This window comes from Nocardioides flavus (ex Wang et al. 2016) (assembly GCF_014653115.1).
Taxonomy (GTDB): domain Bacteria; phylum Actinomycetota; class Actinomycetes; order Propionibacteriales; family Nocardioidaceae; genus Nocardioides; species Nocardioides flavus.
This window is the reverse complement of record NZ_BNAD01000008.1, coordinates 42,040-63,466: the sequence shown is the minus strand read 5'-3', so window position 1 is coordinate 63,466 and position 21,427 is coordinate 42,040. Positions and strand designations below refer to the sequence as shown.

Here is a 21,427-nt window from a genome sequence, read left to right as displayed (position 1 = left end):
GGGCAGCGCCCGTAGACTTTCATCCTCCCCCATTCCTTTGCCAAGTGGGGGCTTTTCCGCGTGCTCGTGAAGTGCTTCCGAAGGGATCCCGGTGCCGTCCTCGCCGCTCGCCGCCGTCGCCCGGCGCGTCGTCAGCGCCCCCACGCTCGGGGGCGCACTCGCCGACGTCGCCACCCGCAACGCCCTGGACCTCACCGGTCCGGCCGCGGTCCGTCCGTTCGTCGTGCACGGCCTCGTCGAGCGCGGCCGTACGGTCCTGGCCGTCACGGCGACCTCGCGGGAGGCCGAGGACCTCGTCGAGGAGCTGGGTGACCTCGTCGACCCCGACACGGTCGCCTACTACCCGAGCTGGGAGACGCTCCCGCACGAGCGGCTCAGCCCTCGCAGCGACACCGTCGGGCGCCGGCTCGCCGTCCTGCGCCGCCTGCGCCACCCCGGCACCGACGCCGCCAACGGTCCCCTCAAGGTCGTCGTCGCACCGATCCGCAGCCTGCTCCAGCCGCAGGTCCCGGGGTTGGCCGACATCGAGCCGGTCGAGCTCGCGCCCGGCGACTCGCGGGCGCTCGACGACGTCGTCCGCGGCCTGGCCGAGGCGGCGTACACCCGCGTCGACATGGTCGAGCGGCGCGGTGAGTTCGCGGTGCGCGGCGGCATCGTCGACGTCTTCCCGCCCACCGAGGAGCACCCGCTGCGGGTGGAGTTCTGGGGTGACGACGTGGAGGAGATCCGGGCCTTCTCCGTCGCCGACCAGCGCACGCTGGAGACGGTGCAGCGGCTGTGGGCGCCGCCGTGCCGCGAGCTGCTGCTGACCGAGGACGTACGCCGCCGCGCCGCCGAGCTCGGCCAGGCGCACCCGCAGCTGCTCGAGCTCACCGACAAGATGGCCGCCGGCATCGCCGTGGAGGGCATGGAGTCCCTCACCCCTGCGCTCGTCGACTCGATGGAACTCCTCGTCGACCTGATGCCGGCCGGCACCACGGTCCTGGTCCTCGACCCCGAGCGCGCGCGCAGCCGGGCGCACGACCTGGTCGCGACGAGCGAGGAGTTCCTGGGGGCGTCCTGGGCAGCCGCTGCCGGTGGTGGCACGGCTCCGATCGACCTCGGCGCCGCGTCCTACCGCGAGATCGCCGACGTGCGCCTGCACGCCCTCGGGCTCGGGCACGCGTGGTGGGCGGTGAGCCCCTTCGGGATCGAGGAGGACGGCGACTCCGTCACCCTGCCCACCCACGCCGCCGAGGCCTACCGCGGCGACCTCCAGCAGGCGGTCGACGACATCCGCGGCTGGGCGTCCGAAGGTCTCGACGTCGTCGTCGTGCACGCCGGTCACGGCCCGGCCGAGCGCTTCGTCGAGCTGCTCGGAGAGAACGACATCGCGGCCCGTCTCGTCGAGGAGGGCGGCACGGCCGGGGCGGGCGTCGTGACGGTGACCTGCGGCCACCTCGTGCACGGCGTCGTCGACGACGAGGCGAAGGTCGCGATCGTCACCGGCGACGACCTGTCGGGGCAGAAGACCTCGACCCGCGACATGCGCAAGATGCCGGCGCGACGCAAGAAGCAGATCGACCCGCTCGAGCTCAAGGCCGGCGACTACGTCGTGCACGAGCAGCACGGCGTCGGGCGGTTCGTGGAGATGAAGCAGCGCGAGATCGGCGGCGCGGTGCGTGAGTACCTCGTCCTGGAGTACGGCCCGAGCAAGCGCGGCGGGCCCAACGACATGCTCTACGTCCCCGCCGACACCCTCGACCAGGTCACCCGCTACGTCGGCGGCGAGAACCCCAGCCTGGACCGCCTCGGTGGAGGCGACTGGACCAAGCGCAAGAACAAGGCGCGCCGCGCGGTGCGCGAGATCGCGGCGGAGCTGATCAAGCTCTATGCCGCGCGCCAGGCCACCAAGGGCTACGCGTACGGCCCCGACACCCCGTGGCAGCGCGAGCTCGAGGACGCCTTCCCGTTCACGGAGACCGTCGACCAGCTCACGACCGTCGACGAGGTCAAGTCCGACATGCGCCAGGTCGTCCCCATGGACCGCCTCGTGTGCGGCGACGTGGGCTACGGCAAGACCGAGATCGCCGTGCGCGCGGCGTTCAAGGCGGTGCAGGACGGCAAGCAGGTGGCGGTGCTGGTGCCGACGACGCTGCTCGTGACCCAGCACCTGTCGACCTTCTCCGAGCGGATGAGCGGCTTCCCCGTCGTCATCAGGGGGCTCTCGCGCTTCCAGACCGACAAGGAGGCCAAGGAGGTCGTGGCGGGCCTCGCCGACGGCTCCATCGACATCGTGGTCGGCACCCACCGCCTGCTCAACCCGGACATCCGGATGAAGGACCTCGGCCTCATCATCGTCGACGAGGAGCAGCGCTTCGGCGTCGAGCACAAGGAGCAGATGAAGCGGATGCGCACGTCGGTGGACGTGCTGTCGATGAGCGCGACGCCGATCCCGCGCACGCTCGAGATGGCCGTCACCGGCATCCGCGAGATGTCGACCATCACCACCCCGCCCGAGGAGCGCCACCCGGTGCTCACCTACGTCGGGGCCTACGAGGACCGGCAGGTCGTGGCGGCGGTGCGCCGCGAGCTGCTGCGTGAGGGGCAGGTCTTCTACATCCACAACCGGGTGAACTCCATCGAGAAGGCCGCCGCCCGCATCCGCGAGCTCGTGCCCGAGGCCCGCGTCGCGACCGCCCACGGCCAGATGAACGAGCGCCAGCTCGAGCAGGTGATGCTCGACTTCTGGGAGAAGCGCTTCGACGTCCTCGTGTGCACCACCCTGGTCGAGTCCGGCCTCGACGTCTCCAACGCCAACACGATGATCATCGAGCGCTCCGACACCCTCGGTCTCTCGCAGCTGCACCAGCTGCGCGGTCGCGTCGGCCGCTCGCGCGAGCGCGCCTACGCGTACTTCCTCTACCCGGCGGAGAAGCCGCTGACCGAGACCGCCCACGAGCGGCTCGCGACGCTCGCCCAGCACTCCGACCTCGGTGGCGGCATGGCGATCGCGATGAAGGACCTCGAGATCCGCGGCGCCGGCAACCTGCTCGGCGGCGAGCAGTCCGGCCACATCGCCGACGTCGGCTTCGACCTCTACGTCCGTCTCGTCGGGGAGGCTGTCGCCGACTTCAAGGGCGGCGGCGAGGAAGAGGTCGCCGAGGTGCGCATCGAGCTGCCCGTCGACGCCCACCTGCCGCACGACTACATCCCCAGCGAGCGGCTGCGGCTCGAGATCTACAAGCGGCTCGCCGAGGTGCGCACCGACGCCGACGTCGACGAGGTCCGCGCCGAGCTGCTCGACCGCTACGGCAACCCGCCCGAGGTCGTGGAGTCGCTGCTCGTGGTCGCGCGGTTCCGTGCCCGGTGCCGCCAGGTGGGGGTCGGCGAGGTGACCGTCGCCGGCAAGTACGTCCGCTTCGCCCCGGTCGACCTGCCGGAGTCGCGCGTCGTACGGCTGAACCGGCTGTATCCCAAGAGCATCGTCAAGGCGCCCGTCAGTACGATCCTCGTGCCGCGACCCCAGGGCGCGGGGTTCCCCGTCAAGCCGGTCGCGGGAGTGGCCCTGCTTGAATGGGCCCGCGGCGTGATCGACGAGGTGATCGCGCCACCGGCGCCCGCCGGCCAGCCCGCCACCACAGCAGCAACCACTGGGAGTGACTCGTGAGCAAGACCCGCCTGATGACGGTCGCGACGACGTGCCTGGCAGGCCTGCTGCTGACCGGGTGCGGCAGCGCCTCTCCCGGCGTCGCGGCCAAGGTCGGCGACGAGGAGCTGACGGTCCGCCAGATCGACGCCATGACCGCCAACTACTGCACGGCGGTCGGCGACCTGGAGTCCGAGGTGCCGATGGGCTTCGTCCGCCAGTACGTCGTGCAGCTCCTCACGCTTCGCTCGCAGGCCACGCAGATCGCCGACGAGTACGGCGTCGAGGCGGGCTCGTCCTACCGCAACGACGTCGCGCAGCGCCTGGGCACCGCGGGCACCCAGCCCGAGGAGGTGCGCGAGGACTACGTCGAGCTGGCCTCCACCACGGCGTACGTCCAGGACATCCTCGACCAGGTCGGGCGCATCGAGCTCGAGGAGTCGGGTGTCTCCGACCCGACCACCGACCAGGCCACGCAGGCCGGCATCGACGTCTTCAACCAGTGGCCCAACGCCAACGACATCGAGATCGACCCGCGCTACGGGCTCGAGGTGGTCGACGGCGTGCTGTCGCCGGTCGACACCAACACCTCGGTGGCGGTCGGCGAGACGGCCAAGGCGGGGCTGGGCACCGAGCCCGACCCGGCCTTCGCCCGCAGCCTGCCCACGAACCACCGCTGCGGCTGAGCCGGATGGCGGACGCCACCCCCGACGGGTCCGCCCTGGAGGCGTTCGCCGAGCAGATGCGCCTGCTGCGCCGCGAGTGCGCGTGGAAGCGGGAGCAGACCCACACCTCGCTCATCCCGTTCGTCCGCGAGGAGGCCGAGGAGGTCGTCGAGGCCATCGAGTCGGGTGACCCGGCCGCGTTGTGCGACGAGCTGGGCGACCTGCTGCTGCAGGTGGTCATCCACGCGGTCATCGCCGAGGAGGCCGGCGACTTCACCCTCGACGACGTGGCGCGCGGGGTCATCGCCAAGATGGAGCGTCGCAACCCGCACGTCTTCGGCGACGCGGTGGCCACCGACGCCGCCGAGGTGCTGCGGCTCTGGAACGCGGCCAAGGCGGCGGAGAAGGCGGAGTCCTCCGGGAGGGGCGAGGGCTGAGGCCCACGGCCGGCACCGCGGTCCGCTTGCCGTCGTTGCTCGTGGTCGAACGAGTAGCGCCACGCCAGGACGTCGACGAGCGCTGATGAGTCATCCGGATGTCTCGAGCGGAACTGCGCCGAGGCGCGCGTGGCCTCGCCATGCTGTGAGCATCAGTCCATGGCTGCGGCACAAGCTGGTGCACTGTGGCGTCCACCCGTGTTGCGCCGGTCAGTGATGCTGGGAGACGCACTGTCGGCGTGCCTGTGGCCCCGCCATCGTGGGGACTGGCGGGGTGCGGGGCGGGGTCATCGTCGGCGGGGTCGGGGGATGCCGGGTGGGATGTCGGGTGGGTGTCCGCTGGTCGAGGAGGGCGCTCTGGCGCCCGTCACGAGACCAAGGTCGTCCAGGTGATTCGCGTCGAGCTCGGTGGTGCCGGTGTGGTCGCGGCGGTAGCGGTAGCCGTGGGGACTTCTCCACTCGAAGATCCCGGGCGCGGTGGTTTCGTATCGCCAGCCCGAGTGGGTCTTGAGGCGGTGGTGGAACCGGCACAGGGCGGCGAGGTTTCCGGTGGTGGTCGGTCCGGGTTGGGGTCTGCCCTCGGCTTCGGCGTGTTCGTCCCAGGGCACGACATGATCGATGTCGCAGCCCCGGGCAGGGCGGCCGCAGCGGGGGAACACACAGGTGCGGTCGCGGAGGATCACTTGTTCACGGATCGGGTCGGGAACGCTGCGCGTCTGCCCAGTCAGGCTCGCGTTGAGGTCGATGACCGGCTTGACCGTCACTCGGGTGCGGGTGTCGCCGCACCAGGCTTGGATCTGCTCGAGGAGGACGAGGCGTTGGCCGTTCTCCATCCGCCCGGTCGGCCCGAAGATCGTGGTGTCGCCGGACAGGGTGGCGTCGAAGTGGGCGTGGATGACGACTTCCCGCGCGGGCGGCAGCCCATCAATGTCTGCCGGTCCGGTCGCGCCCGAGGCGTGGAGGTCGAGGACGGTCTGGGTGCGAGCGAGGTTCCCGAGGGCCTTGGCGCGGCGGGCGTCGAGCGACAGCGTGGAGCCGAGTGCCTTCAAGGTTTCTGCACCGTGGGCCACGGCGCGGTTGAGGTCGAGGGCGTCGGCGAGGTCGACCTCCGCTTGGATGCGCATGGTGCCGGCGAAGTGGACGTCGTCGTCGTGGACGGTGACGTGGCGCGGGTCGACCGACAGGTAGCCGTCCTCCGGATCGGCGGTCGGGTCGGCGACGGCGAGGTCGTAGCGCTTGATGGACTCGGCGACGAGCCGGTCGAGCTGCGCGGGCCCGATGCGTCCGGCGACGGCGGCGACCTGCGCGTCGACGAACCCGGCTGCCTCCCGGGTCAGGACGGGGTTGGTGTGGATGGTGGTCGCGGCGACTGACCGGGCCCGCCAGGCCGGGACCTGCCCAGCGTGGACCTGGTCCCAGAGCCGGGGGAGGCGGTGGCGCAGCTCGAGCGCGTGCCCGATGAGCTTCTTCGCCGCCGTCGTGGAGATGCCGAGGACGGTGCCGAGCTCGGCGACGCAGAACTCCGCCACCAACGGCGCACCGTCACCGGCGATGGGTTCCTCGTGCTCACACCCCGGGACGGCGAACGTGGCGGCGGAGTGGGTGGACTCGGGCGGGTGCAGGTCGGCCCACCGCGCGGCCAGGTCCAGCTGCTCTGCTGCTGCCTGGTTCTCGGCGTCGCGAGCGGACCGGATCGAGGCGAGCAGGCCAGCGGCGGTGAAGGCGTCTGCCTCACCTGCTCCGGGCCCTGCCAGTACTTCGATCATGTGTTCGATTCTACGGCAGGCCACCGACACTGACCATGGCTGTGGACGGTAGGTGGCCCACGACTTTCGACGGGTCTCGTGTCGCGACTTCGTCGCTCCTCGACCGGCGGGCTTCGGTGGTTGAGGAGGTCGCGCAGCGACCGTCACGAAACCGGGTCGAGGGTCTCGTGACGCGACTCCGTCGCTCCTCGACCAGCGGGCTTCGGTGGTTGAGGAGGTCGCGCAGCGACCGTCACGAAACCGGGTCGAGGGTCTCGTGACGCGACTCCGTCGCTCCTCGACCAGCGGAGGCGTCGAGGGTCAGCGCGAGGTGACCCGCTGCGCGACGATCCGGCCCAGCGCTCCGACGGCGAAGACCGCCAGCCCGGCGAGGACGGAGCCGAACGGCAGGGCGGCGGCCATCACGAGGCAGCCGGCGAGCCCGAGCACCTGCAGTCCTCGCGGCCAGCGCCGCTGCTCGGCAGGCTGGCGCAGCGCGGAGAGGTTGGCGACGGCGTAGTAGACGAGCACGCCGAACGAGGAGAAGCCGATCGCTCCGCGCAGGTCGGCGACCAGCACGAGCACCACGACCGCGACCCCGATGACCACCTGGGCGGCGTCGGGCACGTGGTGTCGTGGGTCGACCGACGCCAGGCGAGCAGGCAGGTCGCGCTCGCGGGCCATCGCCAGCGTCGTACGACCCACGCCGGCCAGCAGTGCCAGCAGGGCTCCGAGGGCGGCAGCCGCGGCGCCAACGCGTACGACCGGGACGGCCCACTCCGCACCGAGCGCGTCGGTGGCAGCGGCGACGGGCACGGCGTTGCCGGGCAGGTCGGCACCGAGGACCTGCACCAGGGCGAGCCCCACGAGGAGGTAGAGCACGACGGCCGTGCCCAGGGCGATGAGGATGGCCCGGCCGAGCTGCTCGGGCCGGCGCACCTCCTCGGCGAGCGTCGCGATACGGGCGTAGCCGGCGAACGCGAAGAAGAGCAGGCCCGCTGCCTGCAGCACGCCCCACACGCCACCGGTCGCCTCGAGCGGCGCGGTCGGCTGCGCGTCTCCCGTGCCTGCGAGCACCAGGAAGCCGACGAGCACCACCAGCGTCGCGACCAGCAGCACGCGAGCCGCAGTGGCCGTACGGGTGATCCCCCGCAGGTTGAGCACGGTGAACGCCACCACCGCGAGCGCGGCCAGGACGCGTTGCCCCCACCCGGCGCCGGTGCCCGAGGTGGTGTCGGGGAGGGCGTACGCCGCGAACGTCATGGCCATCGCGGCGCAGGAGGCGGTCTTGCCGATCACGAAGCCCCAGCCGGCGAGGAAGCCCCACCACGGACCCAGCACCTCGCGGCCGAAGAGGTAGGTGCCGCCGGAGGAGGGGTAGGAGGAGGCGAGCTGGGCCGAGGCCACGGCGTTGCAGAACGCGATGACCGCTGCGATGCCGAGGCCGACGAGCAGGCCACGGCCTGCTGCCTCCGCGGCAGGGGTGAAGGCGACGAAGACGCCGGCGCCCAGCATGGCGCTGAGCCCGACGACGGTCGCGTCGAAGGTGCCGAGACGCCGGGCGAGGGCGGGCTGGGCGCTCATGCGGGAACCTGCCACGAGGCTCCACGCCCGCTCAGCTCGGCGCGGGCGAGGGACACCAGCCCGTCGGCGTCGGTCAGCATGCCCGTGAGCATCGCGCCGAACGACCTCGTCGCCGGTGCGGCCGAGAAGGGGTCGACGAACGCCTCGTCGAAGCGGCCGGTCGTCGCGAGCAGTGCAACGGCGTCGACGACCTCGGGGCCGACCCGGTCCAGTCGGGCCCGGAGCGCCGGCACTGTGCCGTCGGGAGCGGGGGCGTCCTCCGGACCGGGGTCGGCCGAGTCGTGGACGAGCGCGCTGAGCTCCTCCAGCTGCTCGACCGCGCGGGTCAGCGCCGAGAGCACACCGGCTCCGTCGGCAGCCGGCGCGGCCTCACCGTCCGTACGGGCTGCCGCCGCGTCCAGGAGCTCGCCGAGCGTCCGGATGTGGCGCTCCACCATCGTGACGACCAGGTCCGCGGCGTCCATCCGCCCGCGTGCCGGCAGTCGCAGCGCCCCGGACGGGTGGACGTGGACCTCGCCGGGCGCGTCGATGACGTGGGACGTCGGATCAGCGCGCCAGTGCGACGGGAGGTCGCCGTACTCGCGCCGGAAGGCCCGGGCGAAGACGTCGTAGCCGCGGAAGCCGCTGTCGTCGGCGATGTCCTGCAACGAGCGCGCGGTGGTGCGGACGAGGTGGGCGGCACGCTCGAGGACGATGCGGTCGGCGAACCGGGCCGCGGACTCGCCCGCCATCGCCCGGCGGAAGCGGGCCGAGTCCGGCCCGTCGTCGGCCACGGCGCGGGCGACGAAGCTCCGGAAACGGTCGACGGGTCCGGCCGTGGCATGGGGCACGACGGTCACCGTAGCGGCGCCGGCCGACAGCCCGGGAACGGCCGGGCGAACGGCCGGGGGAACGGCCGGGGGGAACGGCGGGGGACAGTCGACGGACACCCCCGCGACGTCGGGCACGCGCGTGGATAGGCTGACGGCTGACCGTACGGACCCGACCCGGGCCCACCCCGACATCCCCACCAGGAGTCCTGTCATGTCGATCATCGCTGCTGTCGGCGCCCGCGAGATCCTCGATTCGCGCGGCAACCCCACCGTCGAGGTGGAGGTCCTCCTCGAGGACGGCGCGTTCGGCCGCGCGGCCGTCCCCAGCGGCGCCTCCACGGGCGCCTTCGAGGCGGTGGAGCTGCGTGACGGCGGCAAGCGCTACCTCGGCAAGGGCGTCCAGAAGGCCGTGGACGGCGTCATCGAGACCATCGCCGGGGTGGTCGTGGGCCTCGATGCCGACGACCAGCGCCTGCTCGACCAGGCGATGCTCGACCTCGACGGCACGGCCAACAAGGCCAAGCTCGGCGCCAACGCCATCCTCGGCGTCTCCCTCGCCACCGCCAAGGCGGCCGCGGAGTCCGCGGGCCTCCCGCTCTTCCGCTACGTCGGCGGCCCCAACGCACACGTCCTGCCCGTGCCGATGATGAACATCCTCAACGGCGGCGCGCACGCCGACTCCAACGTCGACGTGCAGGAGTTCATGATCGCCCCGATCGGCGCGCCGACCTTCCGCGAGGCGCTCCAGCACGGCGCCGAGGTCTACCACGCGCTCAAGTCGGTGCTGAAGAAGAAGGGCCTCTCCACCGGCCTCGGCGACGAGGGCGGCTTCGCCCCGGACCTCGAGAGCAACCGCGCCGCGCTCGACCTGATCGCCGAGGCCGTCAAGTCCGCCGGCTTCAAGCTCGGCAAGGACATCGCGCTCGCGATGGACGTCGCGGCGACCGAGTTCCACGCGAAGGGCTCCTACACCTTCGAGGGCAAGAAGCAGAAGACCGACGACATGGTCGCCTACTACGCCGACCTCGTCTCCTCCTACCCGATCGTCTCGATCGAGGATCCGCTCGACGAGGAGGACTGGGCCGGCTGGAAGGCCATGACCGAGGCCCTCGGCGACAGGACCCAGATCGTCGGCGACGACCTCTTCGTCACCAACGTCGAGCGCCTGCAGCGTGGCATCGACGGCGGCCAGGCCAACGCGATGCTGGTCAAGGTCAACCAGATCGGCTCCCTCACCGAGACCCTCGACGCCGTCGACCTCGCCCACCGTGCCGGCTTCCGCAACATGATGAGCCACCGGTCCGGCGAGACCGAGGACACCACCATCGCCGACCTCGCCGTCGCCACCAACTGCGGCCAGATCAAGACCGGCGCGCCGGCCCGCTCGGACCGCGTCGCGAAGTACAACCAGCTGCTCCGCATCGAGGACGAGCTGGGTGACGCGGCTCGCTACGCCGGGCGGGGTGCCTTCCCGCGTTTCTCCGGCTGAAGCAGGCAGACTGGTCCGCATGCCTTCCCAGCGCCGTACGCCCCGTGGCGGGCCCGGCGGACCGCGCGGACCGAGGCAGGGCCACAGCACGCACCCCGGCGCCCGCGGCACACGGCCGCGGGCGGGCGGGACGCGTACGCCTGCCCCCCGCGCCGACCCGACGGGCGTCGCGGCTCGCACCCACGCGCCACGCACCGCTCCGCGCAACGCCGCGCGCCGGCCGCGCTTCACCGGCCGGGCCGCCGTCCTCGTGCTGGTGCTGGCCGTGCTGACGGTGTCGTACGCCTCCTCGCTGCGCGCCTACCTCCAGCAGCGCTCCCACATCGGCGACCTCAAGGCGCAGATCGCCGAGCGCGAGGCCAGCATCACCGACCTCGAGCGGGAGAAGAAGCGCTGGGACGACCCGGCCTACGTCAAGGCGCAGGCGCGTGAGCGGTTCGGCTACCTGATGCCGGGCGAGCAGGGCTTCGAGGTCATCGGCGTCGACGGCCGGCCGCTGGAGGCCCAGGCCACCCTCAACGACCCCGACGAGGTCATCAAGACGATGCCCAAGGCATGGTGGACCGCCGCCTGGGAGTCGATGGAGCTCGCCGGCAACCCGCCCCCGCCCGACGAGGAACCCGCAGAGATGATCGACGGAACGCAGCAGTGAGCAACCGCAAGGACGATCACACCGGTGATCACACGATCGACCCGGCCGACGAGGCCGCCATCCACGCCCAGCTCGGGCGCCGGCCGCGCGGCATCGACTCCGTCGGGCACCGCTGCCCCTGCGGCAACCCCGACGTGGTGACGACGGAGCCGCGCCTGCCCAACGGCACGCCGTTCCCGACGACCTTCTACCTCACCTGCCCGCGTGCGGCGTCGCGCATCGGCACCCTCGAGGGCTCGGGCCTCATGAAGGAGATGCAGGCCCGGCTCGGCACCGACGAGGAGCTCGCCGCGGACTACCGCGCCGCCCACGAGCGCTACCTCGAGGTCCGCGCCGAGGTGGGGGAGCGGGCCGGGCTCGACGTCCCCGAGATCGAGGGCATCACCGCCGGGGGGATGCCCGACCGGGTGAAGTGCCTCCACGTCCTCGCCGCCCAGTCGCTCGCGATGGGCCGCGGGGTCAACCCGCTCGGCGACGAGGTGCTCGACCTGCTCGGCCCGTGGTGGGAGTCGGGGCCGTGCGTCGAGCGGCCGGACGCGGACTGAGGCTCCCATGAGCGCTGCCCTCCGGAGCACCGTCGCCGCCATCGACTGCGGGACCAACTCGATCAAGGTCCTCATCGCCCGGCCGACCGACGACGGACGCCTCGACGTCGTGCTGCGCGACTCGCGGGTCGTGCGGCTCGGCCAGGGCGTCGACAGCACCGGCGAGCTCGCCGACGAGGCGCTCCAGCGCACGTTCTCGGCGATCGACGAGTTCGCCGAGACCATCCGCCGCCACGGTGTGCCGCCGGCGCGGGTCCGCTTCTGCGCCACGTCCGCCACCCGCGACGCGCGCAACGCCGAGGTGTTCCGCGAGGGCGTACGACGCCGGCTGGGCATCGAGCCCGAGGTGCTGTCGGGCGACGAGGAGGCGGCGCTGGTGCACGCCGGCGCGATCGCGGCGCAGGACCCGATGCCGCCCGAGCCGGTGCTGGTGGTCGACATCGGCGGCGGCTCCACCGAGCTCGTGCTGGGCGAGGGCGAGACCCTGCAGGCGGTGTCGGTCGACATCGGTTCCGTACGCCTCCACGAACGGCACGTCCACAGCGACCCGCCGTCGACGGCCGAGGTCGCGGCGTGCGTCGCCGACATCGACGCGCACCTCGACGCCGGTCTGGGCGCCGCCGGCATCGACCTCACCCGCACCCGCACCGTCATCGGCACCTCCGGCACGATCAAGACCCTCGCCTGCGGTGTGCTCGCGCTCGGCGCCTACGACCGCGAGGCGTTCGACGGGGCCGTCCTGGCCAACGACGCCACCTCGGCCTTCATCGACGGCCTCGTCGCGATGACCGTCGCCGAGCGGCGCGCGCTGCCCTACATGCACCCCGGCCGCGCCGACGTGATCGATGCGGGCGCGCTGATCTGGAGCAGGGTCCTGGCCCGCGTGCCGGTGCCCGAGCACGTGGTGTCCGAGGCCGACATCCTGCACGGCATGGCAGCCGCCATCGGCCGACGGCGCAGCGGCGGATGACCCGGCCGACCGAGCCCTCCGCGCCCACCTGGCTCCCGCACCCGCTCGTGGGCGGCGAGTTCGCCAGCCCCGTCGAGCCCGGCAGCGGCTGGCCCGACGACCCGGCCGCCGCGGACACGCCGGTGGCGCGCGACGCCCGCGACGTACGCCGCCTCGCCGACGGCGTCGCCCTCGACGAGCTGGGGGCGCGCGTCAGCGTGTGCGCGGCCTGCCCGCGGTTGGTGACGTGGCGCGAGGACGTCGCGGTCGGCAAGCGCGCGTCCTTCGCCGACCAGCCCTACTGGGGACGGCCGATCCCGGGGTGGGGTGCCGCCGACCCGTCGCTGCTGATCGTCGGTCTCGCGCCGGCCGCCAACGGCGGCAACCGCACCGGCCGCATCTTCACCGGCGACCCCAGCGCCGACTGGCTCTTCGCGAGCCTGCACCGCACCGGCTGGGCCGTCCAGCCCACCAGCGAGCACGCCGGTGACGGGCAGCAGCTGGTGGACGCCCGGATGGTCGCCACCGTGCGCTGCGCCCCGCCGGAGAACAAGCCCACGGCCGACGAGCGCGACACCTGCGCGCCCTGGATCGCCGCGGAGCTGGCCCTGCTCCCGACGGTGCGCGCCGTCGTGGCCCTCGGCTCCTTCGGCTGGGACGGCGCCCTGAGGTCGCTGGCCGCCGCAGGTGCGACGGTGCCGACGAGGCGGCCGAAGTTCGGCCACGGCGTCGAGGTCGGGCTCGGCGACGTGACCCTCATCGGGTGCTACCACCCCTCGCCCCACAACACCTACACCCGGCGGCTCACCGCCGAGATGACGGACGCCGTCTTCGAGCGGGCGCGGGCGCTGACAGACTTGCCCGCGTGACCCTCCACGCCATCACCGTCCTCGGCCACGACCGTCCCGGCATCATCGCCGAGACCACCGGCAGGCTCGCGGGCCTCGGGCTCAACCTCGAGGACTCCACGATGACCCTGCTGCGCGGGCACTTCGCGATGATGCTGGTCTGCGAGGGAGTGGTCCCGGACGTCGACATCGAGGCCGCGCTCGCACCGCTGACGGCTGACGGCAGCCTGACCGTCACGGTCCGCGAGGTGCCGGCCGAGGCCGTCGCCCCGGCGAGCGGCACGTCGTGGATCCTGTCGGTCCACGGCGGTGACCGTCCCGGCATCGTCTCGGCCGTCGTCGCCGTCATCGCCGGGGTCGGGGGCAACATCACCGATCTCACGACGCGGCTGGCCGGCGACCTCTACCTCCTGGTCGCCGAGGTGGACCTCCCTGCCGGCGCCGACGTCTCCGCGCTCGAGCGCGACCTGGTGGGCGTGGCCGGCGACCTCGGGATCGACGTGACCCTGCGCGCCGCCGAGACCGACGAGCTCTGAGCCGCGCCGTGACCACCAACCCCCGGGTCCGGGACTGGACCGAGGCCGAGCTCGACGTGCCCGGTGAGCTGCGCGAGGTCGTACGGGCCCCCGCCGCCGTGCTGTCCGCGGTCGGCGACGTGGTCGACCCGACCTCGCCCGACGTCGTACGCCTCGCCGCCGACCTCGTCGCCACCATGCGGGTCTCACCGGGGTGCGTGGGCCTCGCGGCGCCGCAGGTCGGCGTCGGCGCCAAGGTCTTCTGCGTCGACGTCTCCGAGCACCCCAAGACGCGCGAGCACCACGGCACGTTCGTGCTGTGCAACGCCGAGGTCGTCTCCGGCAGCCGCAACGAGAAGGCCCGCGAGGGCTGCATGTCCGTCCCGGACTTCACCGGGGACGTCAAGCGCCCCAGCCGGATCGTCGTGCGCGGCCAGCTGCCCGGCACCGGCGAGGAGGTCGAGCTCGAGGCGGAGGCCTTCGAGGCGCGGGCGCTGCAGCACGAGATCGACCACTGCGACGGACTGCTGTTCCTCGACCGGGCGGCCGGCGCGCACGCCGTCTACGCTCGCAAGACGTACCTCTGACCCGGCCGGTCCGTCGGCCGGTCGCACGCCCCGGTATCCCAACCGGTAGAGGAAGCGGTCTTAAAAACCGCACAGTCTGGGTTCGAACCCCAGCCGGGGCACCACTCATCCTGAGAAGTTGCTGTGACGGGAACAGCGCCCGCCCCGCACACGTTTGAACAGGTGTTCCCCCGGCTAGAGTGGGGGAGACGCACACGGGCGCCGTCACCGCGACGGCGCCGACCCCCCGGAACCTCCGGGGGCGGCCTCCAAGGAGAGACCATGAAGAGCAACAATCCCGTTTTCGCCCGTTCCGAGGAGTTCAACCGCGCCTCGTCGAACGCCTACGGCAACCAGACCTACCCCGCCGGTGGTGCCGGTTACCCCGGCTACGGCGACACCGGGACCGACCCGTCCCAGTGGGGCACCGGCACGCCGGGACAGGTGGACCAGGGCCGGATGACCGTGGACTCGGTCATCCAGAAGACCGCCATGTCGGTCGGGCTCGTCTTCGTCACCGCGATCATCACCTGGTGGTGGATCGGTGACTTCAGCGGCACGGACACCCAGGCCCAGGAGGCCGCGTCCCGTGCCCTGATGCTGGCGGGCCTCGGTGCCGGTGGCGCGTTCCTGCTGTCGCTGGTCAACTCGTTCAAGCGCGTGATCAGCCCGGCGCTGGTCCTGGCCTTCGCCGCCTTCGAGGGCGTGGCCCTCGGCGCGGTGAGCAAGGTCTTCGAGGCCCAGTTCGACGGCGTCGTGACCAGCGCGGTCATCGGCACGTTCGGTGCGTTCGCCGGCACGCTGGCGGCCTACAAGGTCCTCGACATCAAGGTCGGCGACAAGTTCCGCCGCGGTGTCGTCGCCGCCATGTTCGGCATGGTGGGCCTGGGCCTGCTGTCGCTGGTGCTGAGCTTCTTCGGCGTCAACACCGGTCTCTACGGCATGGGCGGCCTCGGCTTCGTCTTCGCCCTCGCCGGCCTCGTGCTCGGCATCCTGATGCTGATCCTCGACTTCGACTTCGTGGAGAACGGCGTCGCCGCCGGCCTCCCGGAGCGCGAGTCGTGGCGGGCGGCGTTCGGCCTGACCGTCAGCCTGGTCTGGATCTACACCAACCTGCTCCGCCTCCTGGCGATCCTGCGCAGCGAGTGATCCTGCCGATCACCTGAACCACCACCGGCCCGTCCGAGCTCAGCTCGGGCGGGCCGGTGCCGTGTCCGGTCCTCAGGTGTCGGGGGCGGAGTCGAGCGGGTGCTCGTCCTCGTGCTGGTCGGGCGACTCGGCGTCGGTGGAGGGGCGGCGCCGGCGGTGGCGCAGCTCGACCCAGCGGCCGCGCAGGCCGCGCTGGTTGCCACCGACCTCGGTGCCGTCGACCTCGGTGCCGGGCGTACGGACCGCGCGCACGGCGGCGGCCGCCACCGGCAGGATGCCCTCGCGGCGTCGGGGCTCGGGCAGCGCCTCGTCCTCGGGCAGCAGGTCGAGCGCCGCGAGGCAGGACGGCACGAGCACCGAGGCGAGCTGCTTGTACCCGTCGGCGGACGGGTGGAACCGGTCGGGACCGAACAGCACCGCGGGGGCGGCGTCGAACTCGGGGCCGAGGATGTCGCCGAGGGAGACCGAGCGGCCGCCGTTCTCCACCACGGTGATCGTCTGTGCTGCGGCGAGCCGGCGCGACCACTCGCGGGCGACCTGCTTGAGCGGCGGCGGGATCGGCCGGACCGTCCCGAGGTCCGGGCAGGTGCCGACCACGACCGCCACGCCCGCCTCGCGCAGGCGCCGCACGCCCTCGGCGAGGTGGCGCACCGACGCGGAGGGCAGCACGGTGTGGGTGACGTCGTTGGCGCCGATGAGCACGACCGCGACGTCCGGGTGGGTGGCGAGGGCGGCGTCGACCTGGTCGGCCAGCGCGCTCGACTGCGCGCCGACCACCGCGAAGGAGCGCAGGTGCACCCGGCGGTCGGCCTGGGCGGCCACGCCGGTGGCCAGGTGGGCGCCGGTGGTGTCCTCGACGCGGTCCACGCCGTAGCCCGCGGCGCTCGAGTCACCGAGCAGCGCGATGCGGACGGCGGGCCCGGGGCGCCCGCGGCCGTACCAGCCGGTCGCGTCGGGCGGACGACCGTCGCCGATGACGCCGATGACCTTCCTGGCGAACCGGGCCTCGGCCACCAGCACCCCGTACAGGCCGGCGCCGAGCACGGACAGGCCGCCCCCGCCCAGGGCCGCGGCCGATGCCAGCTTGCGTGCTGCTCCAGTTGCCCCCACGCCCCGAGCGTACTCAGGCGGCGTTGCATGTTACGCAGCAGTAGACGGCTAGATTGGCCGCGTGCAGTACGCGAACTCGATTCTCGACCTGATCGGCAACACCCCGTTGGTCCGGCTGGGCCGTACCCTCGACCTCCCGGAGGGGGCGGCTGGTCCGCTGGTGCTGGCGAAGGTCGAGTACCTCAACCCCGGTGGCTCGGTGAAGGACCGCATCGCGACCCGGATGATCGAGGCGGCCGAGGCCTCGGGAGCCCTCCAGCCCGGCGGCACGATCGTCGAGCCCACCTCCGGCAACACCGGCGTCGGCCTGGCGATGGTGGCCCAGCAGAAGGGCTACAAGTGCGTCTTCGTGTGCCCCGACAAGGTCAGCGAGGACAAGCGCAACGTGCTCAAGGCGTACGGCGCCGAGGTCGTGGTGTGCCCGACCGCGGTCGCGCCGGAGCACCCCGACTCCTACTACAACGTCAGCGACCGGCTCGCCTCGCAGCCGGGCGCCTGGAAGCCTGACCAGTACTCCAACCCGCACAACCCGCGATCGCACTACGAGACGACCGGCCCGGAGATCTGGGAGCAGACCGACGGGAAGATCACGCACTTCGTGTGCGGCATGGGCACCGGCGGCACGATCAGCGGTGTCGGCCGCTACCTCAAGGAGCAGGCGGCCAAGGAGGGGCGCGAGGTCCAGGTCATCGGCGCCGACCCCGCCGGCTCGGTCTACTCCGGCGGCACCGGCCGCCCCTACCTCGTCGAGGGCGTGGGTGAGGACTTCTGGCCCGAGACCTACGACCGCGGTGTGGCCGACCGGGTGATCGAGGTGTCCGACGCCGACTCGTTCGCCTTCACGCGGCGCCTGGCCCGTGAGGAGGCGCTCCTCGTGGGCGGCTCCTGCGGCATGGCGGCCTGGGCGGCACGACAGGTGGCGCAGGAGCTCGCGGGCACGCCGGAGGGCGAGTCCGCGGTCATCGTGGTGCTGCTGCCCGACTCGGGCCGGGGCTACCTGACCAAGATCTTCAACGACGACTGGCTCGCCCAGTACGGCTTCGCCACCGGCGCGCCGGGCGACCAGCGCACCGTGGGGGAGGTGCTGCGTGGCAAGTCCGGCCAGCTGCCCGACCTCGTCCACACCCACCCCGGCGAGACCATCGCCGAGGCCGTCCACATCTTCCAGGAGTACGGCGTGAGCCAGATGCCGGTCGTCCGGGCCGAGCCCCCGATCGTCGCCGCGGAGGTGGCCGGCTCCGTGTCGGTGTCGACCCTGCTCGACGCGCTGTACGCCGGCGCCGCCAAGCTGAACGACCCGGTGGAGGACCACATGTCCCCGGCGCTGCCGACGATCGGCTCCACCGAGCCGACCGCCGACGCGGTGACGCTGCTGGAGAAGGCCGACGCAGTGCTGGTCCACGAGGACGGCAAGCCCATCGGGGTCCTCACCCGCCAGGACCTCCTCACCTTCGTGGCCGCGTCGTGAGGCGCGCCGCCCGGGCCTGCGCGGCCCTCGTCGGCATCGGCCTGCTCACCGGCGCGCTCAGCGCCTGCGGGGACGACCTCAACACCGACACCGCGCCCGTCGAGGTCGAGGTCGGCGAGGCGTTCTCGTGGAACTCCTTCACGGTCGAGGACGGCTGGGAGATCAACCCGATCAAGCGGTCCGCCGGCGTCGAGGAGGTGACCACGCCCGAGGTCAAGGGGACGATCACCAACCGCTCCGAGGAGGAGCGTGCGGCACTCTTCGAGATGGTGTTCTCCGCGGACGGCTCGCCCCTGGCCACGGTCAGCTGCTCGGCGGCGACGATGGTCGAGGACCAGTCGCAGCAGTTCGTCTGCCCGGGGCTGAGCGCGACGATGCCCGAGGGCTACGACGCCGTCGTGGTGCAGGAGTTCAGCCGGGACACGACGCCCAGCTGATCTCGCGCCCGTGATGGACCTTTCGCTCGAGGTCGTCGCCTTCCTCGTCCTCGCGGCGCTGGTCGCCGGCTTCGTCGACGCGGTCGTCGGCGGCGGAGGGCTGGTGCAGCTGCCCGCGCTGCTGGTCGGCCTGCCCGGCGCGTCGGTCGTGCAGATCGCGGCGACCAACAAGCTGGCGTCGTTCTGCGGCACCTCCATCAGCGCCGCGACGTACGTCAGGCGGATCCGCCCCGACCCACGGACCTTCCTGCCGCTGATGCTCGCGGCGGCCCTCGGGTCGGCCGGAGGCGCACTCGTGGCCTCGCTGCTGCCGCGCAGTGCCTTCGACCCCGTCATCCTCGTCGTGCTGGTGCTCGTCGGGGGGTACGTCGTGGCCAGGCCGAGCGTAGGTGAGCTGACCCGCCTGCGCTTCCGCGGCGGGCAGCACCTCACCGTCGTCGCCCTCACCGGCATGACGATCGGCTTCTACGACGGGGCGATCGGCCCCGGGACCGGATCGTTCCTCGTGTTCGCCCTGGTGGGACTGCTGGGCTACAACTTCCTCGAGGCCTCGGCCAAGGCCAAGCTCGCCAACTGGGCCACCAACCTCGCTGCGCTGGTCGTCTTCGTCCCGCAGGGTGCCGTGCTCTGGCAGCTGGCGCTGCCGATGGCGGCGGCCAACATCGCCGGCGGCTACCTCGGCGCACGGCTCGCGATGGCGCGCGGTGCCCGCTTCGTCCGCGCGTTCTTCCTGGTCGTCGTGAGCGGCTTCGTGGTGCGCATCGGAGGCGACCTGCTCGGCTGGTGGTGACCGGTACCCTCCCCTCGTGGGAGCCGTGGGGAGAGTCGACGCGTTCCAGCGCCGCCACCCGGTGCTCGGCTTCCCCATCGCGGTCGTCTACAAGTACTTCGACGACCAGGGCCCTTACCTCGCCGCGGCGCTGGCCTACTACGCCTTCATCGCGATCTTCCCGCTGATGCTGCTCGGCACGTCGATCCTGGGACTGTTCCTGCGCGGCGAGCCGCAGTGGCAGGAGCAGATCCTCGACTCCGCGCTCTCGCAGTTCCCGATCATCGGCGACGAGATCGGTCGACCGGAGGGTCTGCAGGGCTCGGTCGCCGGCGTCGTCGTCGGTGCGCTCGCCGCGCTCTACGGCACCCTGGGGCTCGGACAGGCACTGCAGAACACCCAGCACGTCGCGTGGTCCGTGCCGCGCAACAGCCGCCCCAACCCGTTCTACGCCCGCGTCAAGACGCTGCTCCTGCTCCTGACGGCCGGACTGTCGCTGCTCGGGGTCACCATCGTGTCCACCGTCGCCAGCACCACCGACGTCTTCACCGAGGTCATCGGCGGGGGGATCAGGGCCCTGCTGCCGCTGGTGACGGTCCTGGTGGTCGGCACCGGCCTCACCTACCTCTTCCGCTTCGCCGCCACCAACCAGCGTTCGTTCCGGCGCGCCGCCCCGGGCGGGTTCACCCTCGCCGTCCTGTGGCAGCTGCTGCAGATCGGTGGCGCCGCCTACGTCGACCGGGTGCTGGTCAACACCTCGTCGATGACGAAGACCTTCGGCCTGGTCCTCGGCCTGATCGGCTTCCTCTGGATCGGCGCGGTGATGGCCGTGCTCGCCACCGAGGTCAACGTCGTGCTCGCCCGGCGGCTGTGGCCGCGGGCGCTGCTGACGCCCTTCACCGACAACGTGGTGCTGACGGACGCCGACCGCGAGGCGTACGCGCTGTATGCCCGGATGCAGCGGCACAAGGGCTTCGAGAAGGTCGTCGTGCGGTGGGAGCCCGGACCCGCCGAGCGCGAGCCCGACCGGCCGGCCGCGCCCGACCGGTCGACGTGACCAGCTATCTCACCGTCGCCCGGGACGGGAGCGGCGAGGTCGAGGACCGCGGCTCCCGCTTCGTGTGCACCCTGCGTCGGGTCGGGACCGAGGAGGCCGCCCGCGAGCTGGTCGCGGCGGTGCGGCGCGAGCACTGGGACGCCCGGCACCACTGCTCGGCCTTCGTGCTGGGTCCCGACGGCTCGCTCCAGCGGTCCTCCGACGACGGCGAGCCCGCCGGCACCGCGGGCGCGCCGATGCTCGAGGTGCTCAAGGGGGCCGGGGTCAGCGACGTCGCGGCCGTGGTCAGCCGGTGGTTCGGCGGGACGCTGCTGGGCGCGGGCGGCCTGGTGCGGGCCTACGGTGACGCGGTCCGGGCGGCGCTGGCCGGGGCCGGCACCCTGCGACGTTCGCTGCTGACCGAGCTCGCGCTCGACCTCGGCCACGCGGACGCCGGACGCGTGGAGGGCGAGCTGAGGGCGCGCGGCGCCCGCGTCCTCGACGTCGCGTACGACGCCCGGGTGCGGCTGCTGCTCGCGGCGGCGGCCGAGGAGGTCGACCGGCTCAGCGAGGTCGTCGCGGCCGCCACCGCCGGCCACGGCGTCCTCGAGCCGGTCGGCGAGCGCTGGGTCGACGTCAGGTGACCGCGCCGTCGACGTAGCACCACCGCCCGGCGCGCTGCTCGAAGCGGCTGACCTCGTGCATCGAGCCGCCCTCCCACGACGCCACGAACTCGACCGTGTCGCCCTCGGCGGCGATGACCTCGAGCCCCGTCCACCGGGTGGCCGGGTCGGGGCGGACGTCGTCGGGGCGCGTGCGCGGGTGCCAGGTGCGGAAGAGGTGATCGGCGTCGCCGAGGACGAAGGCGGTGTAGCGCGAGCGCATCAGCTGCTCCGGGGACGAGGCCTGCGCGACGCTGGCCAGCAGCGGGCCGCAGCAGGCGTCGTACGTCTCGCCGGTGCCGCAGGGGCAGGAGGTGGTCAGCACGGGCGCGAGCCTATCGACAGCGTTTGTGTAGCGGTG

General features: G+C 72.6%; 21 protein-coding genes and 1 tRNA gene. 17 read left to right on the top strand and 5 right to left on the bottom strand.

The genetic code is table 11. The features are described from left to right. The first annotated feature begins 85 nt into the window (after nucleotides 1-85). From mfd to IE200_RS13880, 3 genes are read left to right on the top strand one after another with little or no spacing between them, the layout of a single operon-like run. Nucleotides 86-3,649 (top strand): transcription-repair coupling factor, encoded by a 3,564-nt coding sequence (gene mfd / locus IE200_RS13890; RefSeq protein WP_191280153.1) that lies wholly within the window; start codon nucleotides 86-88, stop codon nucleotides 3,647-3,649. Further along, nucleotides 3,646-4,314, top strand: a complete 669-nt coding sequence (locus IE200_RS13885) for a hypothetical protein (protein ID WP_191280084.1) — start codon at nucleotides 3,646-3,648, stop codon at nucleotides 4,312-4,314. The genes mfd and IE200_RS13885 overlap by 4 nt, the downstream gene beginning before the upstream one ends. Nucleotides 4,315-4,319: 5 nt before the next feature. Further along, entirely contained in the window at nucleotides 4,320-4,730 is a 411-nt protein-coding gene (locus tag IE200_RS13880; RefSeq protein ID WP_191280083.1) for a MazG nucleotide pyrophosphohydrolase domain-containing protein, read from the top strand. Nucleotides 4,731-5,017: 287 nt separating this feature from the next. Here the strand turns inward: IE200_RS13880 and IE200_RS13875 are convergent, their stop codons facing one another. From IE200_RS13875 to IE200_RS13865, 3 genes are all read right to left on the bottom strand, one after another. Next, nucleotides 5,018-6,496: an HNH endonuclease signature motif containing protein gene (locus IE200_RS13875; RefSeq protein ID WP_191280082.1), complete on the bottom strand. Its 1,479-nt coding sequence runs from the start codon at nucleotides 6,494-6,496 to the stop codon at nucleotides 5,018-5,020. A 300-nt stretch (nucleotides 6,497-6,796) separates the two neighbouring features. Then, nucleotides 6,797-8,059 carry an APC family permease gene (locus IE200_RS13870; RefSeq protein WP_191280081.1) on the bottom strand — a complete coding sequence of 421 codons (1,263 nt, stop codon included), beginning with the start codon at nucleotides 8,057-8,059 and terminating at the stop codon, nucleotides 6,797-6,799. Beyond that, nucleotides 8,056-8,889: a helix-turn-helix domain-containing protein gene (locus IE200_RS13865; protein ID WP_191280080.1), complete on the bottom strand. Its 834-nt coding sequence runs from the start codon at nucleotides 8,887-8,889 to the stop codon at nucleotides 8,056-8,058. Before IE200_RS13865 ends, IE200_RS13870 begins: the two co-directional genes overlap by 4 nt. Nucleotides 8,890-9,082: 193 nt before the next feature. Between IE200_RS13865 and eno the strand changes: the two genes are divergently transcribed. The 9 genes from eno (at nucleotide 9,083) to IE200_RS13820 (ending at nucleotide 15,584) form a co-directional block, all read left to right on the top strand. Next, nucleotides 9,083-10,360, top strand: a complete 1,278-nt coding sequence (gene eno, locus IE200_RS13860) for a phosphopyruvate hydratase (protein WP_191280079.1) — start codon at nucleotides 9,083-9,085, stop codon at nucleotides 10,358-10,360. Nucleotides 10,361-10,379: 19 nt separating this feature from the next. Continuing rightward, complete coding sequence (locus tag IE200_RS13855; RefSeq protein ID WP_191280078.1) at nucleotides 10,380-11,012, top strand: FtsB family cell division protein; 633 nt, start codon at nucleotides 10,380-10,382, stop codon at nucleotides 11,010-11,012. A gap of 35 nt (nucleotides 11,013-11,047) precedes the next feature. Beyond that, nucleotides 11,048-11,557, top strand: coding sequence for a DUF501 domain-containing protein (locus IE200_RS13850; protein WP_229856562.1), 510 nt, complete (start codon nucleotides 11,048-11,050; stop codon nucleotides 11,555-11,557). A 7-nt stretch (nucleotides 11,558-11,564) separates the two neighbouring features. Then, nucleotides 11,565-12,527: a Ppx/GppA phosphatase family protein gene (locus tag IE200_RS13845; RefSeq protein WP_191280076.1), complete on the top strand. Its 963-nt coding sequence runs from the start codon at nucleotides 11,565-11,567 to the stop codon at nucleotides 12,525-12,527. Continuing rightward, entirely contained in the window at nucleotides 12,524-13,375 is an 852-nt protein-coding gene (locus IE200_RS13840) for a uracil-DNA glycosylase (RefSeq protein ID WP_191280075.1), read from the top strand. Before IE200_RS13845 ends, IE200_RS13840 begins: the two co-directional genes overlap by 4 nt. After that, on the top strand, nucleotides 13,372-13,890 hold the full coding sequence (locus tag IE200_RS13835; protein WP_191280074.1) for a glycine cleavage system protein R: 519 nt from the start codon (nucleotides 13,372-13,374) through the stop codon (nucleotides 13,888-13,890). Before IE200_RS13840 ends, IE200_RS13835 begins: the two co-directional genes overlap by 4 nt. Before the next feature lie 8 nt (nucleotides 13,891-13,898). Further along, on the top strand, nucleotides 13,899-14,456 hold the full coding sequence (def, locus tag IE200_RS13830) for a peptide deformylase (protein WP_191280073.1): 558 nt from the start codon (nucleotides 13,899-13,901) through the stop codon (nucleotides 14,454-14,456). Between the two features lie 27 nt (nucleotides 14,457-14,483). Beyond that, nucleotides 14,484-14,560, top strand: a tRNA-Leu gene (locus IE200_RS13825). Between the two features lie 157 nt (nucleotides 14,561-14,717). Beyond that, on the top strand, nucleotides 14,718-15,584 hold the full coding sequence (locus tag IE200_RS13820; RefSeq protein WP_191280072.1) for a Bax inhibitor-1/YccA family protein: 867 nt from the start codon (nucleotides 14,718-14,720) through the stop codon (nucleotides 15,582-15,584). Nucleotides 15,585-15,656: 72 nt separating this feature from the next. Here IE200_RS13820 and IE200_RS13815 read toward each other — a convergent pair whose 3' ends face one another. After that, nucleotides 15,657-16,694, bottom strand: a complete 1,038-nt coding sequence (locus IE200_RS13815; RefSeq protein WP_191280071.1) for an SGNH/GDSL hydrolase family protein — start codon at nucleotides 16,692-16,694, stop codon at nucleotides 15,657-15,659. Between the two features lie 61 nt (nucleotides 16,695-16,755). Between IE200_RS13815 and IE200_RS13810 the strand changes: the two genes are divergently transcribed. Genes IE200_RS13810 through IE200_RS13790 form a run of 5 tightly spaced genes read left to right on the top strand, consistent with a single transcriptional unit; the run spans nucleotide 16,756 to nucleotide 21,048 of the window. After that, the gene (locus IE200_RS13810) at nucleotides 16,756-18,162 is read left to right on the top strand and encodes a cystathionine beta-synthase (RefSeq protein WP_191280070.1); all 1,407 of its coding nucleotides are present in this window, start codon (nucleotides 16,756-16,758) and stop codon (nucleotides 18,160-18,162) included. Beyond that, nucleotides 18,159-18,599, top strand: coding sequence for a hypothetical protein (locus IE200_RS13805; protein ID WP_191280069.1), 441 nt, complete (start codon nucleotides 18,159-18,161; stop codon nucleotides 18,597-18,599). Before IE200_RS13810 ends, IE200_RS13805 begins: the two co-directional genes overlap by 4 nt. A 13-nt stretch (nucleotides 18,600-18,612) precedes the next feature. Continuing rightward, nucleotides 18,613-19,389, top strand: coding sequence for a sulfite exporter TauE/SafE family protein (locus IE200_RS13800; protein WP_191280152.1), 777 nt, complete (start codon nucleotides 18,613-18,615; stop codon nucleotides 19,387-19,389). A 16-nt stretch (nucleotides 19,390-19,405) separates the two neighbouring features. Beyond that, a complete protein-coding gene (locus IE200_RS13795; RefSeq protein ID WP_191280068.1) occupies nucleotides 19,406-20,425 on the top strand; it encodes a YihY/virulence factor BrkB family protein in 1,020 nt (339 codons plus the stop codon). Continuing rightward, entirely contained in the window at nucleotides 20,422-21,048 is a 627-nt protein-coding gene (locus tag IE200_RS13790; protein ID WP_191280067.1) for a YigZ family protein, read from the top strand. The genes IE200_RS13795 and IE200_RS13790 overlap by 4 nt, the downstream gene beginning before the upstream one ends. Here the strand turns inward: IE200_RS13790 and IE200_RS13785 are convergent. Further along, nucleotides 21,041-21,388: a YchJ family protein gene (locus IE200_RS13785; RefSeq protein WP_229856561.1), complete on the bottom strand. Its 348-nt coding sequence runs from the start codon at nucleotides 21,386-21,388 to the stop codon at nucleotides 21,041-21,043. The two genes, IE200_RS13790 and IE200_RS13785, sit on opposite strands and share 8 nt — an antisense overlap. Nucleotides 21,389-21,427 lie beyond the last annotated feature (39 nt).

Bases quoted from the DNA above. Each gene is read 5' to 3' on its own strand.
- IE200_RS13880 (WP_191280083.1), top strand. From the start codon at position 4,320: ATGGCGGACGCCACCCCCGACGGGTCCGCCCTGGAGGCGTTCGCCGAG.
- IE200_RS13875 (WP_191280082.1), bottom strand. From the start codon at position 6,496: ATGATCGAAGTACTGGCAGGGCCCGGAGCAGGTGAGGCAGACGCCTTC.
- IE200_RS13870 (WP_191280081.1), bottom strand. From the start codon at position 8,059: ATGAGCGCCCAGCCCGCCCTCGCCCGGCGTCTCGGCACCTTCGACGCG.
- eno (WP_191280079.1), top strand. From the start codon at position 9,083: ATGTCGATCATCGCTGCTGTCGGCGCCCGCGAGATCCTCGATTCGCGC.
- IE200_RS13855 (WP_191280078.1), top strand. From the start codon at position 10,380: ATGCCTTCCCAGCGCCGTACGCCCCGTGGCGGGCCCGGCGGACCGCGC.
- IE200_RS13845 (WP_191280076.1), top strand. From the start codon at position 11,565: ATGAGCGCTGCCCTCCGGAGCACCGTCGCCGCCATCGACTGCGGGACC.
- IE200_RS13840 (WP_191280075.1), top strand. From the start codon at position 12,524: ATGACCCGGCCGACCGAGCCCTCCGCGCCCACCTGGCTCCCGCACCCG.
- IE200_RS13820 (WP_191280072.1), top strand. From the start codon at position 14,718: ATGAAGAGCAACAATCCCGTTTTCGCCCGTTCCGAGGAGTTCAACCGC.
- IE200_RS13800 (WP_191280152.1), top strand. From the start codon at position 18,613: ATGGACCTTTCGCTCGAGGTCGTCGCCTTCCTCGTCCTCGCGGCGCTG.